The organism is Roseofilum sp. Guam (assembly GCF_017746735.1).
GTDB lineage: Bacteria > Cyanobacteriota > Cyanobacteriia > Cyanobacteriales > Desertifilaceae > Roseofilum > Roseofilum reptotaenium.
Genome location: NZ_JAGHZN010000058.1, coordinates 25,622 through 41,453, shown reverse-complemented (window position 1 = coordinate 41,453; position 15,832 = coordinate 25,622). Strand labels below are relative to the sequence as shown.

Below are 15,832 nucleotides of genomic sequence, written 5' to 3'. Positions count from 1 at the left end.
CACTCATTTGGCAACATTTCTTAACCTTGCCAGCCTTCCCTTGAGTACAAGTACCCAATTTAGGCTGAACGGGTCGCACAGCGCGAAGCACTATGAAGCACTATATGGTGTGAAATCAAAAAATTGGGAATTGCTTTGCATCCACCCGCAATTGTGCAATTCCCAAACTACTCCCAAATCTGTAATCGTGAGGGTAAATACCCCCATCAAACTTATTTCCCTTTCATTTGTTTCGCTTGTTCCAGGGCAATTTCTTTGAGCGCCTCAGAAGATTTAAGATTTGAGGCTCCTTCAATGGCTTTGACAGCTAAATCTTGTACCTGTTTCAAGGCGGAATCCAATTGTTGGGAGAGATTTTGAATCCGGTTTTCTTGATTCTGAATGGTTTCGGATAAGCCTTGTAAGCGCAACTCATAGATTTTCTTCTGGCTTTCCATTTCTTGAGTGCGCAGATCGGCTTTAATTTTGACTTGATAGTGACCAATATTGCGACCGTTGTCCTTACCGCGTTTGGTGTTCTCTTGTAATTCTTCCGGAAAGGCTTCTACTTTGGCTTTTGCTTCAGTATAGGCTTTTTCCCGTTCGGCGATCGCCTTCTCTCGCTCTTGCCAGGTTTGCTCTTGGGTTTCCCGCAACTCCAAAAGCTCTTGCTCTAGCTGCTCTCGCGTTTGCTGATAGGTTTCTGTATTCAACTTGCGTTGGAGTTGCAAATTATAGTCATAGGTTTGTCCATCCCGGTCTTGGTGCGTCTGACTGGTGCGATCGCGCTCTTGAATGTCCCGTTGATGGGTTTGGCGTGCTTTGTCCCAAGCTTGTTGGGCTTCCGCTAAACTTTGCTCTAGGGTTTCTCGTTGCTCTTCCCATTCGAGTTCAAAGGTTTTTGCCTGGGTTTGATATTGTTCAATCAATTCGTCTAAGGTGGTTTCAGCCACTTCTAAATCATGTAACTGTTGCAATTGTTCTTGTTCTAAACGCACCTGTTCCTCAACTTCTTCGAGTTCACTCGCTTCTTTTAAAAGTTGATCGGAAAGCTCATTTAAGGCTCCGCCAAAGGTGGCTTGAATTTGTTCTAAATCTTGCAAGACTTTTTTCATAGGTTCTGTCACTCGGTGTACTGAGTTCTGGGCGCTGGGATGTTCAATTACGGGAGTCGGTTTTACCAAAGGTTGTGCTTGTTTTAGCTCGGCGGTTTGGGCGATTTTGTTTTCTAGATCTTTTTTCTCTTGCAGCAATTCTTGATAAGAGGCAAGAATTTCTGATTTTGTATTGCGACTTGTCAGTTTTTTAGCCATGGTTAAAATTCATCAATCGTGGGGACAGAGAAATTAATTATTATTGCCGGAACTAGAAAAGGCTCGCATCGCCAGTTCTTTAGCTTGATTAACGGCAGCTTGTAGTTGTTCAGAAAGAGCGGTGATTTGTTCAGTTTGCCGTTCAATGGTTGTTTCTAGGGATTGAACTTGCAATTCGTATCCCTGTTGAATGCCTGTCCATTCTTTTTCTAAAAGATCGGACTTGACTTTGCCTTCACGGTTGGCCTCTTGAATGGCTTCTTCTTTGGCTGTAGTGTAAGCTTGTTTGAGTTCTTCTTCGTAACCGGCAATTGTTTGACAAGATTCGGTGTATTCTGCTTCTTGATCGTTGAGGACTTTTTCGCGCTGTTGCCAGTCTTTATCGAGTTGTTGTTGACGCTGACGAAGTTCGTGTTCGAGTTGCCGTTTGCGCTCTTCATAGTCGTCTGATTCCATTTGCCGCAAGCGCTCTAATTCATATTGAAAATCGGTTTCTTCATGCTGGCGATCGCGGTTAATCTGTTCCGTTTTTTCCGAGAGAACACCCTCATATTCTTGTTGCTCTTTTGACCAGAATTTACGCACTGATTCCTGTTGCTTTTGTAAGGCTTCTTGCTGACTGGTAATTTGAGCCTCGAATGTATTCAGTTTGGCATTATGTTCTTGAGTCAAAAGATGCAGAGCATCGGCAACAATACGGACATTTTTGAGATCTTGTAATTGTTCCTGTTTAACGGCGATCGCCTGATTGATTTCCTTGAGCTTATCGGTTTCTGTGGATAACTTCTCGGTTAACTGCTCAATGGTATTGCCTAAATCTAAGTGAAGAGTGGCGAGTCCCGTAATCAGGCGATCGCGGCTATAACTCGAAACCTTAGCCAACACCTGCTGATTCTGTTCTCGTTGCGCTTCTTGTTCCTTCGTTTCTACCCGCGCATTCGGGGATTTCCTCTCATTGACAATCTTCTCAAACGCTTGCATTAAGTGACTTTTACTCGATGGTGTAGGGGTCATTACATCTGGCCTCACAGACTTGATATTTTCATCAACACCATCACTATAACCAGGATTGAATTTTAAGTCAACCCCATTTTTGATAGATTATGGGGACACTGGGAATAGCTCGATCTGATGGAATGAACCTTCTGGCTCAGAACGTATTCCTTATAAGATTGTAGCGATCGCCTCTTCCAGGTCTGCTTGAGATAAAGTCGTTACAATAAACACCTCCTGCACCGTCTTCCCTTGGCGAGCAATCAGCTTAAACCCTCCCCGAATAGGAACCGAAACCTTTAACTTCATATGGGGCATATGGCTTTTCACCCGACCAATAACCCCTGGCGTAATCGTAGAAATGCCTTCATAGGTCGTCAACTTCTCCAAAATTGGAATCAACCCCTCCAAATGAGTTGAATGATTCCACACCAAGCGACCCGATGATTCAGTAGACTTTGATGGAGCCTCAGAGCATTCTGACTTCTTTTTCTTCTTCTTGCCCATGCTCGTTGCTCCCCACCCCTTAAGCCTTTTCCAGGGGAGCCATCGTTAAACCCGCCCGACTTAACTGTTGATGATATAGTTCAGCCGGCTCTTGGGGGCCAACCCAAACCGTGGCTTGTCCTTCATAGTGAACTTGATTGGTTAACTCCCAAGCCAGATCGGTTGTCATGCCAGGAATATACTTCACCAGGCAATCATGAACATGCTGGAACGTATTGAAATCATCATTAAGAACAATGACTTTGTAATTCGGATAAGGCTTACGGATAACTTGGCCCGACTTTTCAGGGGCCTGGGTAGGAGCGGCTGCCATATTGCGAATCGGAGGCGAAAGTACCGGATGCATAAACCCTAATTTGCCAACTGATCGACAAAAGAGATCAAAATTTCTTGCACTATTTTATTATAGCAATTATAGGGTATCCAGGGCAAGAGTTGTAGAAGCAAATCCGATGTCCCTTCTCTTGTCCACCCTCACCCCTAACTCTTCCCTATTCCTCATTCTCTCACATGAAACCCTCCTCCTTTTTAATCAGTTTATTGGTCGTGATGACCGTTATTTTAGGCCTACTCTCATTGCCCAGTTTCGGACAGTCCGATCCACCCGAACCCCTTAATCGAGATATCCGTCCTAGTGAGGTACAAATATTGTCTCAAGAACTGCGTCTGCTCGATCAACAAGTCCGTCAGCTAGAATCCAAGGTACGATCTTTAGACTCGAAGGTGCGATCTTTAGAATTTTCCATCCGTTAAAATTCTGATTTGCGATTATGAATACGCCCAGCCACGCCATTTTAAACTTGACTGCTTTGGGAAAATCGAATTTCCCAGAGTACAATCTCTTAATCCTGTTGTCTGGAATTGTGCCAGATGTGCCAATTTTCCTATTTTACGGTTGGGCAAAACTGATCCAAAAGCTCCCTGAAGCTACCATTTGGTCAGAAGCTTATTATGCTCAAGGGTGGCAAACGGCGATCGCCCTTTTCCATTCCATCCCCTTAGCAGCAATTCTTCTTCTCATAGGCTATTGGCTCAATTGGCAACCCTTAGAAATCTTTGCCCTCGGTTTAATCGGTCATTCTCTCCTCGATTTACCCGTCCATCATGACGATGCCCATCGTCATTTCTTCCCCTTCAGCAATTATCGCTTCATTAGTCCCTTTTCCTATTGGAATCCTGCCCATTATGGAGTTTGGGTTTCAGCTCTAGAAATACTTTTAGTGATGGGAGGAACCGTGTATTGCTGGTCTTTTGTCCAATCGTGGCTCGGTAAAATCCTGATGGTTTTAGTCAATAGTGCCTATGTGATTTTGTGGTTTTTATTTTATTTTAGGTTAATTATTTTCTTGTAAACCTCTTATTATTGCAACGTTTGAGTTAAATGTGCCAAGCGATCGCCCGAATTGCTATCTTGTACAGCAACCCCCAAAGCGGTAGAGTAAAACGAGGTTTTCCCGATTTCTAGAATGCCTATTGCCTTCCTCTAGCGCACTGCACTGTACTATGATGAGAGCCATGGTCACGCAAGGAAGAGAGAAGTTGCTATTTACTTGGTTAAAACAATCGCAGCGTTTCGGTCAATTTTTGGCGATCGCGCTAGTTTGTTGTTTCATAGCGATCGCCTGCAATCCCCAGTCGAATAATACCCAAACTCCGAAGGGAGAAAATGAACCAGTAATTCTAGGCACTACACTCAAACTCCGTACCCTCGATCCAGCCGATGCCTATGAAATTCCCTCTCTCAACGTTCTCTACAATATCGGCGATCGCCTTTATACTTACCAGGATGGCACGTCAGACTTAATACCACAGTTGGCAACAGAATTACCGATTATAGGCGGCGATCGGCTCACCTACACGATTCCCTTGCGTCAAGGAGTCATATTCCACGATGGCACACCCTTCAATGCTGAAGCCATGGTATTTTCCCTCAAGCGGTTTATGGAAAACCAGGGCAGACCCTCTTTTTTACTCTCCGATATCGTGGAATCCATTGAAGCGACTGGAGAATATGAAATCGCGATCAAACTCAACCAACCCTTTGCGGGCTTTACCTCTCTTCTAGCATTTGCAGGACTTTGCCCCATTTCACCCCAATCCTATCAGATCGGTAGTGCTCAATTTCAGCCCGATACCTTTGTGGGAACCGGCCCTTATAAAGTAGCTAAAGTCACTCCCGATGTCCTCCGATTAGAACCCTTTGCTGACTATTGGGGAGATGTAGCACAAAATGAAGGCATTGACATTCAAGTATTTTCTTCTCCTGCCAACTTATTTAACGCCTTTCGTACGGGAGCGATTGACGTAAGTCTCGGTGCATTAGACAGCAATCAAATTGATAGTTTAGAGAAAGAAATGGATAAAGAAGGATGGCAAGAAATTGCTGCTGAAGGTAACACATTGAACTATATTATTGTTAATGTTCAATCCGATCCGCTCAATCAACTCCCCGTTCGCCAAGCCTTAGCCGCAATCACTGATCGCCCCACCATTAACAATCGCGTTTTGCAAGGGCAAGCAGAAATTGCGTATACCTTAATACCCAAAACCTTTGCCGCTTCAGAACCGGTTTTTAAAACTCTCTATGGCGATGGAAACGTGGAACTGGCGAAAAAACTGTTAACCGAAGCCGGTTATTCCGTCGATAAACCGGCAGTTGTGGAGATTTGGTATCCCTCCAGCTCCACCAAACGGGGATTAATTGCGAGTACCCTGAAGGCGATCGCCGATACTCAACTGGAAGGGCTTTTAGATATACAACCCAACTCCGTCGAATCCGCCACCGCATTCCAAAACCTAGATAAAGGCGTTTATCCCACATTTATGCTCGATTGGTACGCCGATTTCCTCGATCCAGATAACTATATACAACCCTTTCTCGAATGTACTGAAGGCTCAGAAACCGATGGCTGTAAAGCTGGCGCAAGTCAATATCACGGCTCCTTTTACTATAATCCCCGCGTCAATGACTTAATTGCCCAACAACGGCAAGAACAAGATCCAGAAAAACGTCGCTTGCTCCTCGTCGAAATTCAAGAGCGATTAGCAGAAGAAGTCCCCTATATTCCCCTCTGGTTTGATAAAGATTATATATTCGCCCAGAAAAACATTGGAGGCGTGATTATTGAAGCCAATCAATCCATTCCCTATGGGAAAATTACGCGAGTTAAAAGTTAGAGCTTATTTATAGTGCTTCGCGCTAGGGAATAGGGAATAAGGAATAGGATTGTCGTACAGGGCTTTGAGGATTCAACACTGTACTCCATAACATCGCCAAGCGCTGTATAAAGGATCAGAAACCCTAATTCTCAGTACAGTTTTTTTGTCCTGTACTGAGAATTAGGGCAGGAAAAGGACATTTCTAGTGTTAAAATAAATCCATTTTTAAGGTTTGGTGTTGAATAAAATTGGCTAAACAACGACTCGATATTTTACTGGTAGAACAGTCTCTGTGTAACTCTCGACAACTAGCCCAACGCTTGATCCGTGCGGGTGAGGTGATGGTGGATCGGGTGGTGATGGATAAACCCGGGACGTTGGTTTCTACGGAGGCAACCCTAACGGTTAAGGAGCGATCGCCCTTTGTCTCTAGAGGAGGAGAAAAGTTAGCCCATGCTCTTCACTATTTTCACTTAAATGTTGCTGGACGAATTGCCCTCGATGGTGGAATTTCCACGGGAGGGTTTACGGACTGTTTACTGCAAAATGGCGTAAAACAGGTTTACGGGGTGGATGTGGGATATGGCCAAGTAGATTGGCGTATTCGCACCGATCCGAGGGTGATTTTGAAAGAGAGAACCAATTTACGCTATTTGAGTCCCGAAGAGTTATATAGTGGGGAAGACCCCGCAACCCTATCAGTAGTTGACGTGTCTTTTATTTCTTTGACAAAAGTGTTACCGGCCTTATGGACCTTGTTAGCTCCTCCCAGGGAGTTAGTTGCGTTGGTCAAACCCCAGTTTGAAGTTGGGCGATCGCGGGTCGGTAAAAAGGGAGTCGTCCGCGATCCCAAAGACCATAGTCAGGCGATCGCCACAGTTTACCAAAGCGCGTGTAGTCTGGGATGGTCCTATCGAGGCTTAACTCATTCTCCCATCACCGGGCCAGCGGGAAACATTGAATATCTACTCTGGTTACACATGGCTTCAGAAGATCCCGATAGCTGTGGGGGACTAGATTTGTCTATGATTGATCAATGCACCCTAGCAGCAAAAAATGCTTTCTGAATCTTGAATTCCTTACCCCCACTCCCATGGATCGGTTAAAACTTCTTTTCCGAATTGTCCTTTATATCCTGATCGTTCCTTTAGTGATCAGTTTAGTCGTCTTAAGTAAATTACTGTTTATTTTTCTGGCCGATCAGCATATCTATTCCCTACCGATCATTGGCGATATTTTTCGCATGTTAGACTTGAGCGAACTGTCTAACTTGATTTCCTTTGCCATTTTAGGCTTGGGTTTTGGACTCTCCACCATTTTTTTACCCCCTCGTATTCGCAAACAAGTGAGTCTAGTCTTACTCATTCCTACTATTCCCTTTATTCTCAGCATTCCCACAGTAGTTCGCTATAACAACTGGCTCAATGATATTGCCGAAAATACTCAGTTATCGTCTGGGGAAATTGTGCAAAAAACGGATGCGTTTCTGGAAGAGAAAACTGGAAAAACAGGGATGTTAGGCTTTTATCTCTATACGGCTAAATTTCCCATTCTACCCACCCAAATCGATCGCCTTAACCAATTAGAAGCCGAAGATAGCCGCTTAAAGTCGCTTTTAGCCGGTTTCCTCGGCGATCGCGCCCAATGGCTCGATTGGGTCTTTGCCGTTCAAGGATGGTTGTTGCGCGGGGTTTATGGGGCGATCGCGATCGTGACGACCCTGATCCATTTCCAAGAAGGATCTCAGCAATTACAGCGGTTTTCTAGTCGTAATAAGCCCAAAAAAGGGAGTGGGGAGTAGGGAGCAGACGTTATTTATTCTGAAGAATTCATTTAAAACGACAACAGCACCCGGATGACTTACTTCCTGAGTGACTTCCCTGTATTATTCGAGCCTATTTGGAGTCCAACTTTCTTCACTAAAATGGGCGTGAATACCGGTTGATTTTCCTCCCTGCTACTTCAGTTTAGGAAGTTTCAAGTTTCAGTGGGGGTGCTGCCGTACTCTCTTGAGACAGATAACAGTTAGTCAGCGATTTACCTCTTAACTTCTAATTGGGTTGTGTACAAAATGGCTGTTAATCTGCCAGCGAAGCTTTACTTGCTTCATGCTTTTACTATAAAGACTTCTTCGACTCAGATCAAGTGATTGTAACTAAACTTTACTCAATAAATTCCCGTTCAAAACTATTTCCTTTAAAACGACAACAGCACCCGGATGACTTACTTCCTGAGTAACTTCCTTTCATTATTTGAGCCTATCTGGAGTTCAACTCTCTTCACCAAAATGGGCGTGAATACCGGTTGATTTTTCTCCCTGCTATTTCAGTTTAGGAAGTTTCAAGTTTCAGTAGGGGTGCTGCCGTGCTATCTTGAGACAGACAACAGTTAATCAGCGATTTACCTCTTAACTTTTAATTGGGTTGTGTACAAAATGGCTGTTAATCTGCCAGCGAAGCTTTACTTGCTTCATGTTTTTACTATAAACATTTGTTGGGGTCAGATCAAGCTATTGCAACTAAACTTTACGCAAGAAAAAGTATCTGATTACAAATATAATGATTTACTGTTACATCAACCTCAATCTGAGGGCAACCGTTTATGGCTAAATTCACTGATATTACAAACCATTGGGCCCAAGCGGTCATTGAACAACTGGCGGATCAAAAGATTTTTAGCGGCTATCTCAACGGTCAATTTAAGCCCGATGCACCCATGAACCGGGCAGAATTTGCGGCTGTACTCTCCCGCGCCTTTCCCCATCATCCGAAAACGGGACAAACTGGAGTTGAATTCAGGGATGTACCTCCTTCCTATTGGGCATATGGGGTAATTCGCCGTGCCTATGCATCGGGATTTCTGCGCGGTTTTCCCAATCAACGCTTTCAGCCAACGGATCGGCTCTCCCGTCTGCAAGCCTTACTGGCTTTAAGTAATGGCTTAAACTATGAACCACAAAACTTGGTGGAGATGACCTTAAACGAAACCTTTGAGGATGCCGATCGCATTCCCGAATATGCTAGATTGGCGATCGCCGCTGCTGCGGAACATGAATTGGTCGTCAACTATCCGGATGTGAACCAACTGCGTCCCGATGCGATCGCCACCCGCGCCGAAATTGCCGCTATGATTGCCCAAGCCCTACAAACGGGGAATAGTGTCTCTCCAGTTCCCGATCAATATATTGCTAAAGTCAACCTTGCGCCCCCAGTTCAGCTTACCGGAGAACTGCGGGGACTTTGGTTAACCCAACTGAGTCCCAACTCGCACTTCTTTCCCAACAATACGGAAACGGCGATCGACTATTTATCCCAATTTAATTTCAATACTTTCTATCCCAGTCTATGGAATCAGGGTCAAACGCCCTACCCCAGCCCCCTGCTGCAACAGCTTACAAGAGTTGCTCAACCCTCTGACGATCCCCTAACAGAATTACTCAAAGCCTCTGGGCGCAACCGGATCAGCATCATTGGCTGGTGGCAAGGAGGGCTGAAACTTCCCGCGAACTCTCCCTTACTCGAAAACCGTCGCCATTGGATCGCTACCCGTCAAGATGGAGTCCAATTTGGCACAGGAGAATCCAGTTATGTTTGGCTTAACCCCTTCCATCCCGAAGTACAAGCCTTTATCCTCAATTTAGTGGGAGAAATGGTCAGTCAGTATGAAATTGAAGGCATTCAACTCGACTCCTCCTTCTGTCCGCCCGTTGAATTAGGCTATGATGCCGTTACCAAGCAACTCTATCAGCAAGACCATTCCGGAAAACAGCCCCCTTCTAACCCCCAAGATCCAGCCTGGGTGAAATGGAGACGCGATTGCCTCACAGACTTCCTCAAACAGATTTCTGTCCGCATCAAAGCGCAAAAACCCTACTGTATTCTCAGCTTTGTCGCCGATCTTCACCGTACCGATACGCTCCAAGATCCCCAACTTTGGGCAACCGATAAGGTTATTGAAGAACTCATTGTTTACTCAGACTCTAAACCTTCCTTAGAGCATCCGGCGATCGCCCTAGCGAAACATAAAATTCCCGTCAGTCTCGGTCTATCGACTCAGAATACATCTCTACTGCAAATTAAACAGGAAGCTCAAGAAGTGCGCGATCGCAACTTAGCCGGAATCTGTTTCTTTTCCTATACCACTCTCATGACCTTACTCGCTCAAAAGCAAGCCGAACAAGAATTTAGCGCCCTCTTTCCTGAATTAGTCGAACGAGCGCAAATCATTCCTTCTCCATCATTATCATTTAATTAATCCCATACTCTGTTTTTTTACCGGAAATGCTAATTTAAGCGATCGCGTAAAGATTCTCAATATCAGAAGCCGATCAGTATGGCAAGTGCTTGGGAGATAACCATTAAACAAAGTCAGTAAAAATTGACATTGCCTATGACTGCTGCTGATTATATTCAGGAGAAAATTCAATGGGCGGATTTTAGTTTTAGCGAAACAAAAAAGGAAAAACTGACGAACAATAAATGAATAGAATAATTACAGAACAAAGTGCTGTTATGAAACACAAGCTTGAATGCTTTCTCTCCATGTACCACAATCCTATTCCCTATTCCCTAGCGCAAAGCGCTATATTAATTATTTCGCCCGATCGCATCGGCCAAAGTATCCAAACCTTCCTCCTCCAACTTGTCCAACAATCCCTGTAAAATCCGCTTCACCATCCAGGGGCCTTCATAAACCCAACCCGTATAGACTTGAATTAAACTCGCGCCAGCGGTGATTTTCTCCCAAGCATCCTCTGGAGTGAAAATTCCTCCCACGCCAATAATCGGTAATTGCCCTTGAGTTTGTTCCCAAATCAAGCGGATTACCTCCGTAGATCGATCGCCCAAGGGAACCCCACTAATTCCCCCCTGCTCTTCCTCCATCAGAGCGCCAGTTTTGGGATTCACTTTAGTTTTCAGGGAGCGTTTGTTAATCGTAGTATTAGTGGCAATAATCCCAGATAACTGGTAGGTCTGTGCCAAATTCACCACATCAGCGATCGCCCCATCCTCCAGATCCGGAGCAATTTTCACCAAGAGGGGTTTGTGCCCTTGGTTTTCCTGTTGAATAGCCTCTAAAATAATACTCAGTTGGCTGGCATCTTGGAGCGATCGCAAGCCAGGAGTATTGGGTGAAGAGACATTGACCACAAAATAATCTCCCCAATCCCTGAGTATACGGAAGCTCTGGCCATAATCGGCCGCCGCATTTTCTAGGGGTGTTATCTTTGACTTACCCAAATTAATTCCAATCGGAATTCGATGGGGGGTAGGGCAATGCTGGCCATCTTTCAACCGTTCTGCCATAGCTTCAGCGCCCTCGTTATTAAATCCCATACGGTTTAAAACCGCTCGATCTTGAGTTAAGCGAAATAAACGGGGACGGGGATTACCGGGTTGCGGATAGAAGGTGACTGTACCGAGTTCCACTGCTCCAAAGCCTAAACGATCCCACATGCCCACCGCCAGGCCATCTTTATCATATCCGGCAGCTAATCCCACTGGATTGGGGAAGGTTAATCCCCAGAGAGTTTGTCCGAGGCGATCGTCCGTTAATCCTAACGTCCGATCAATAAAGGTGGCATAGCTGACGATCCGTTGGTGACTTAACCAGCCTAAAGCGCCCATAACCCAGTGATGGAGATCTTCTGGATCGACTTTAAGTCCTGCAAAGATAAATTGCTCAAGCATGGGGAATGGTTCCAATTGAACGGGTGAATAATGGATATTTAATCGGTGTTTGTCCAGATTCAAGTTACCCATTATTCCCGATCGACACTAAGCTTGTCTATTATTGATTCGTCATTCGCCCTTATTCACTATCCCTAGAAGCCTCGGTCTATGCCTCAGCAGTCAATACCGAAACAAAGCGAAAAACAACTGGTTACCCTGGGTCGGACTCTTCAAACCTTACGAGAAGAGGAAAGCCTAGATGTGTTGGTTGACACGACTATTGAATATATTGAAACGGAATTTGAATATGATTTAATCTGGATCGGTTTGTATGACCGACGAGAACATCGCTTATTTGGCAAAGGGGGGATTCTACCTTCGGGAGGCGATCGCTCCATCCTCAAACAGACGTTTGCCTTGAGTCCTGGAGATTTGTTCGAGCAAGTGGTGATTCAGCAAAAACCGGCAGGGGTTCCCGACTTGCGGGAAGAGCGACGAGCTGGGGAATGGCGGAAGTTAGCCGTAAAATTGAATATTCAAGGCACAATTGTATTTCCCCTGCGCTATCGGGCCCTGTGTTTTGGGGTGGTGATTTTGGGATCGAAATTGTGGGGAATTTCGCCCCGCTCGGATGAAAAGGCTCGTCTATCGATGATTTTTGGCGAATTGGCGGCCAGTTTAAATGAGATGGAAGCCAATTGGCGCAGGAATTTGGAGAAACGGCCGGATAAGCCGTTATTAGATATTTTGGATCGGTTGCGATCGCTCTCCGATTTTCGCCAGCGGTTAGATGCAGTCGTGGCCAAAACCCATGAGTTTTTAGGCCCGGATCGCACCAATATTTATTGGTTTGAGCGGGAGAGGCGCTATTTTTGGCGCAGAACGACCAATCTTCAGAAAACCCCCGCTCAAGGGGTGGGAAACCAAGCCTCCTCTGGCATTACGGTGCAGGAGGTGATTGGCTTTTATAAAGCCCTAGTGGCTGATCAGGTGGTGTCTGTGGGAGAAGCTCGCAGTTCCCTAAAAGCCGATACCACCAGTCGCCTCATGCAGCAAATTAAGGCTCGTTCCCTGTTAGCCGCTCCGATTATCTATCAAAATGAGTTACTGGGCTTTTTGGCGATCGAAGGGAATGAACCGCGTATTTGGGAGGATGCAGAACGGAAGTATGTGCGGGGTGTGGCTCAGTTAATTGCCATGATGGCTCCCCTAGAAGAGATGGAGGAAGCGGTGGAGCGCACCAAAAAAGACCAGGCATTGACGGCTGATTTGGTGCGATCGATTTATTCTGAGGATGATTGGCGACAGACCTTAGATCATTGTGCCCATTTGGTGTGCGATCGCCTAGGGGTAGAGCGGTTTTTGGTCTTACTCTACGATCGCGATAAGAATCATTTTGAGGTGGTTTGTCAAAGTCAACCCGCGAATCGTCGTTCCCTTCCTTCCCTCCTACCGGTTCCTGCGGATGACGAATGGCAGCAGCTTGAACAGTCGAGAGCGGCAATCCCGATTGAAAATTGGGATCAAGATCAGGAACTAACCAGTTGGCGCTCCCTATTTACTCAGGTGGGAATTAAGAGTGTTTTACTCTGTAATACGGCAATTGGCCATGAGATGGAAGGGGTGCTCATGGTTGCCCATGATGTGGCTCGCACTTGGGAGGGTACGGAATTAGAATTGGTACGGGTAGTGGCGCAACAGTTGGGGTTAATTCTCCACCAATGGCAACTGCATAGCCAGCAACAACAACAGGAAAAGCTCCAATCTTTGATTCAATGGGGACAAACGGCCATTCAATCGGCGATCAACAATTCGGACATCCTAGAAGAGGAAACCCTCAAGCAAATTGTCCAGGTATTTAAGGTTCCTTTAGCGTTGAACATCAGTTGGTCTTTGGAGAAACCAGAGGTCGGTTATATTACCAGTGCCCAGGTCACTAGCCCTGAGTTTAATATACAGACGAAAGGCAAGATTGATGTGGCCCACGATCCCTTGATAGAAGGAGTTTTGGCTAGCTCAGGGGTTTATCAGCTCTCCAGCGAATACCTTTCTCCACTGACACGCCAATGGTTGACTGGATCTGGAATTGGGGAAATTGTGGCGATCGCCTTTCGGGCCGATGAACAGGCAACGGCGACGGGAATCATTGTCTTAGCCGATGCTCCAGGACGGTTATGGGCCGATCCGTACCTGACGGCTTTAGGAATTATGGTTCGACAACTGGCTTGGTCTGAGCGGATGACGAAGCTGCAAAGTTACTTTGAACTCCAGCAGGATCGGGCGCAAAAGTTGAATTGGTATAAGCAACGTCGGAGTGAGATGGCCTATCGTAAGCTGACAATGGAACTGAAAAAATTGAGTAATTTGGGGACTCCCAAGGATGCTCTGACGGTTACCCGTTATCAGCAAGGATTGCGATCGATGAATTCTACCTTGGGTCATCTAGCGCAAATGCTCAAAGATGAGCAATGGGAATTGCAATGGTATCAGATGCATTTGCCTTTAGTCAGTTTAATTAAACGGGCGATCGAACGGGTGGATGTACTGGTGAAAAAGCGAGAACAATTTATCCGTGTCCAAGGACAACCGGGAGCTATGAATTTGGTGGGTGATGTGATGAAGTTGGAGTTGATTTTCCATGAAATTTTAGGCATTGCCTGTAAAATGGCCCAGTCGAAAGCACAAGTGGATATTTGGTGTAATGGCCTCTGGGAAACGGAACTCCCCACTGCTCCGGAGAAACTTGCCCAGCGCTTGCGCCAGAACCCCAATCCGTCGAGTCAACTTGAACCTCTTTTATTATTTGATGTCTCGATTGTTTGTGCCACGTTATTAGAACCGAGTTTAATCATTGAACTCCAGCAAGGGCGATCGCCCGATCTCCTTGCTCCATCTTTGCTGGATAAACCCCCCGGTTTACATTTGCTCATTTGCCAATCTCTGATTCAAAGTGTTGGGGGATATTTTAATACTTACTCTCTGGAAAATAATCAGATTATGTTCCAGTTATTGTTACCTGTTGAATCGAGTCAAGATTAATCCTTCCGCGACTGAGGCCGATATTTCCAGAGCAAACGTAGCAGGCGAAAAGGATAATAAAAGAAAAACAACCCGGAGGGTAAGGGGAGTATTTCCCACTCTAGAGGGGTAGGGGTTGCTACATAGTCAAACCAATACCAGAGGCGATCGCGCCATGAATCCATAGTTTGCACATAAATCTGTCCCATTAACTTGAGACTATCTGTATCAGATCTGAGGTTAAACCATTGTTCCTCTACTAATCTGGCTAAGTCCTGAATCTTGCGATTATTGGCTAAGTGAGTCCTCCACTGTTCAGGAATCGGAGCATCTAAATAATCGTAGGCTAACCATAAGCCTAGCTCTAACATGGTTTGAGTACCCAAATGACCCATTTGGCGATCGATCCACTGCCAATCTAAATCCCGATATCGATTTAAGAGTTCCGCAATATCACAAACCCAAGATAAATGAGACCAATCATGTTTAGCCCCATGAACACATAAAAATAACAATAAGGCTTCTGGAGAGAGGGTAAGAAGGGTTTGATTCGCCAATTGCACTCGATCTTGATAGTTTTCATCTTCCCAAATCAATTGGGGATTTTCATGAAATGAGAGCGCCGAAGAAATCAAAGACCAATGCAAATCCAGATGCACCTCTTTTTTGGGGGAATAGAAATTATGCTCTGGGCGAATTTGGGTATACTGATGTTCTTGCCATCCCTTAAACTCGAATTGGGGTAAATACCCCTGTTTAATCAGGGTTTGTGAGGCTTGAGCTACCGCCTCTTCAGGAATTAGAATATCCAAATCCAAAAACTGCCTCAATCCCAAATTTTGATAAGCAATTTCAGCCAAAACGGGACCTTTAAATGCCAAAACTGGGATATTTTGTCTCTCAAAAAGTCGAATGATTTTAATCAGTTCTTGTGTTAGGGATAAGTTGCGGCAGGCATTTTGCTTAAACTCGCTATGGATGACTTCAAAAAAAGCAATATCAACTCGATCTTTAAGCTCTTTAATCGTCCAGTAAAACAAAGGGATTAATCCATGATAGCTAACTGAATAGAGAATATCATCCCAATTTAAATTCCTTGACAGTAGCTCTAGAATTTTCTCTTGATTTTCGCCAGAATGATACGTGCGAGCGCAGTTCAAGATGAGTTCATGTTCAAGACGCATGTTTAGG

At 45.2% G+C, this 15,832-nt stretch carries 13 protein-coding genes; 7 read left to right on the top strand and 6 right to left on the bottom strand.

Annotated elements, in window-relative coordinates; all coding sequences use genetic code 11:
* Window positions 1–212: 212 nt before the first annotated feature.
* The 4 genes from J7529_RS20190 to clpS all read right to left on the bottom strand — a co-directional run bounded on the left by J7529_RS20190 (window position 213) and on the right by clpS (window position 3,138).
* Window positions 213–1,292 carry a hypothetical protein gene (locus J7529_RS20190; RefSeq protein WP_318730455.1) on the bottom strand — a complete coding sequence of 360 codons (1,080 nt, stop codon included), beginning with the start codon at window positions 1,290–1,292 and terminating at the stop codon, window positions 213–215.
* Between the two features lie 33 nt (window positions 1,293–1,325).
* On the bottom strand, window positions 1,326–2,306 hold the full coding sequence (locus J7529_RS20185; protein WP_318730454.1) for a hypothetical protein: 981 nt from the start codon (window positions 2,304–2,306) through the stop codon (window positions 1,326–1,328).
* A 150-nt stretch (window positions 2,307–2,456) separates the two neighbouring features.
* On the bottom strand, window positions 2,457–2,792 hold the full coding sequence (locus J7529_RS20180) for a DUF2103 domain-containing protein (RefSeq protein WP_318730453.1): 336 nt from the start codon (window positions 2,790–2,792) through the stop codon (window positions 2,457–2,459).
* Window positions 2,793–2,811: 19 nt separating this feature from the next.
* The gene (gene clpS / locus J7529_RS20175) at window positions 2,812–3,138 is read right to left on the bottom strand and encodes an ATP-dependent Clp protease adapter ClpS (protein WP_278003107.1); all 327 of its coding nucleotides are present in this window, start codon (window positions 3,136–3,138) and stop codon (window positions 2,812–2,814) included.
* Window positions 3,139–3,302: 164 nt separating this feature from the next.
* Here clpS and J7529_RS20170 point away from each other — a divergent pair, with 164 nt between their 5' ends.
* The 6 genes from J7529_RS20170 to J7529_RS20145 all read left to right on the top strand — a co-directional run bounded on the left by J7529_RS20170 (window position 3,303) and on the right by J7529_RS20145 (window position 10,205).
* Window positions 3,303–3,545, top strand: coding sequence for a hypothetical protein (locus J7529_RS20170; protein WP_271940571.1), 243 nt, complete (start codon window positions 3,303–3,305; stop codon window positions 3,543–3,545).
* Between the two features lie 17 nt (window positions 3,546–3,562).
* Window positions 3,563–4,144, top strand: coding sequence for a hypothetical protein (locus J7529_RS20165; RefSeq protein WP_318730452.1), 582 nt, complete (start codon window positions 3,563–3,565; stop codon window positions 4,142–4,144).
* Between the two features lie 163 nt (window positions 4,145–4,307).
* Window positions 4,308–5,969: an ABC transporter substrate-binding protein gene (locus tag J7529_RS20160; RefSeq protein WP_318730451.1), complete on the top strand. Its 1,662-nt coding sequence runs from the start codon at window positions 4,308–4,310 to the stop codon at window positions 5,967–5,969.
* A gap of 230 nt (window positions 5,970–6,199) precedes the next feature.
* Window positions 6,200–7,018 (top strand): TlyA family RNA methyltransferase, encoded by an 819-nt coding sequence (locus J7529_RS20155; RefSeq protein WP_318730450.1) that lies wholly within the window; start codon window positions 6,200–6,202, stop codon window positions 7,016–7,018.
* A gap of 26 nt (window positions 7,019–7,044) precedes the next feature.
* Window positions 7,045–7,752, top strand: coding sequence for a hypothetical protein (locus J7529_RS20150; RefSeq protein ID WP_318730449.1), 708 nt, complete (start codon window positions 7,045–7,047; stop codon window positions 7,750–7,752).
* An 800-nt stretch (window positions 7,753–8,552) separates the two neighbouring features.
* Window positions 8,553–10,205: a glycoside hydrolase family 10 protein gene (locus J7529_RS20145; protein ID WP_318730448.1), complete on the top strand. Its 1,653-nt coding sequence runs from the start codon at window positions 8,553–8,555 to the stop codon at window positions 10,203–10,205.
* A 332-nt stretch (window positions 10,206–10,537) separates the two neighbouring features.
* Here the strand turns inward: J7529_RS20145 and J7529_RS20140 are convergent, their stop codons facing one another.
* The gene (locus J7529_RS20140; protein ID WP_413038943.1) at window positions 10,538–11,641 is read right to left on the bottom strand and encodes a quinone-dependent dihydroorotate dehydrogenase; all 1,104 of its coding nucleotides are present in this window, start codon (window positions 11,639–11,641) and stop codon (window positions 10,538–10,540) included.
* Window positions 11,642–11,791: 150 nt separating this feature from the next.
* Here J7529_RS20140 and J7529_RS20135 point away from each other — a divergent pair, with 150 nt between their 5' ends.
* Window positions 11,792–14,662 carry a GAF domain-containing protein gene (locus J7529_RS20135; RefSeq protein WP_318730446.1) on the top strand — a complete coding sequence of 957 codons (2,871 nt, stop codon included), beginning with the start codon at window positions 11,792–11,794 and terminating at the stop codon, window positions 14,660–14,662.
* Here J7529_RS20135 and J7529_RS20130 read toward each other — a convergent pair.
* The gene (locus J7529_RS20130; RefSeq protein ID WP_318730445.1) at window positions 14,659–15,825 is read right to left on the bottom strand and encodes a nucleotidyltransferase family protein; all 1,167 of its coding nucleotides are present in this window, start codon (window positions 15,823–15,825) and stop codon (window positions 14,659–14,661) included. The two genes, J7529_RS20135 and J7529_RS20130, sit on opposite strands and share 4 nt — an antisense overlap.
* Window positions 15,826–15,832 lie beyond the last annotated feature (7 nt).

Excerpts from the sequence above, each read along its gene's own strand:
- J7529_RS20145 (WP_318730448.1), top strand. The coding sequence starts at position 8,553 with ATGGCTAAATTCACTGATATTACAAACCATTGGGCCCAAGCGGTCATT.
- J7529_RS20160 (WP_318730451.1), top strand. The coding sequence starts at position 4,308 with ATGGTCACGCAAGGAAGAGAGAAGTTGCTATTTACTTGGTTAAAACAA.
- J7529_RS20130 (WP_318730445.1), bottom strand. The coding sequence starts at position 15,825 with ATGCGTCTTGAACATGAACTCATCTTGAACTGCGCTCGCACGTATCAT.
- J7529_RS20135 (WP_318730446.1), top strand. The coding sequence starts at position 11,792 with ATGCCTCAGCAGTCAATACCGAAACAAAGCGAAAAACAACTGGTTACC.
- J7529_RS20170 (WP_271940571.1), top strand. The coding sequence starts at position 3,303 with ATGAAACCCTCCTCCTTTTTAATCAGTTTATTGGTCGTGATGACCGTT.
- J7529_RS20185 (WP_318730454.1), bottom strand. The coding sequence starts at position 2,306 with ATGACCCCTACACCATCGAGTAAAAGTCACTTAATGCAAGCGTTTGAG.
- J7529_RS20165 (WP_318730452.1), top strand. The coding sequence starts at position 3,563 with ATGAATACGCCCAGCCACGCCATTTTAAACTTGACTGCTTTGGGAAAA.
- J7529_RS20140 (WP_413038943.1), bottom strand. The coding sequence starts at position 11,641 with ATGCTTGAGCAATTTATCTTTGCAGGACTTAAAGTCGATCCAGAAGAT.
- J7529_RS20190 (WP_318730455.1), bottom strand. The coding sequence starts at position 1,292 with ATGGCTAAAAAACTGACAAGTCGCAATACAAAATCAGAAATTCTTGCC.
- J7529_RS20180 (WP_318730453.1), bottom strand. The coding sequence starts at position 2,792 with ATGGGCAAGAAGAAGAAAAAGAAGTCAGAATGCTCTGAGGCTCCATCA.
- J7529_RS20150 (WP_318730449.1), top strand. The coding sequence starts at position 7,045 with ATGGATCGGTTAAAACTTCTTTTCCGAATTGTCCTTTATATCCTGATC.
- clpS (WP_278003107.1), bottom strand. The coding sequence starts at position 3,138 with ATGCATCCGGTACTTTCGCCTCCGATTCGCAATATGGCAGCCGCTCCT.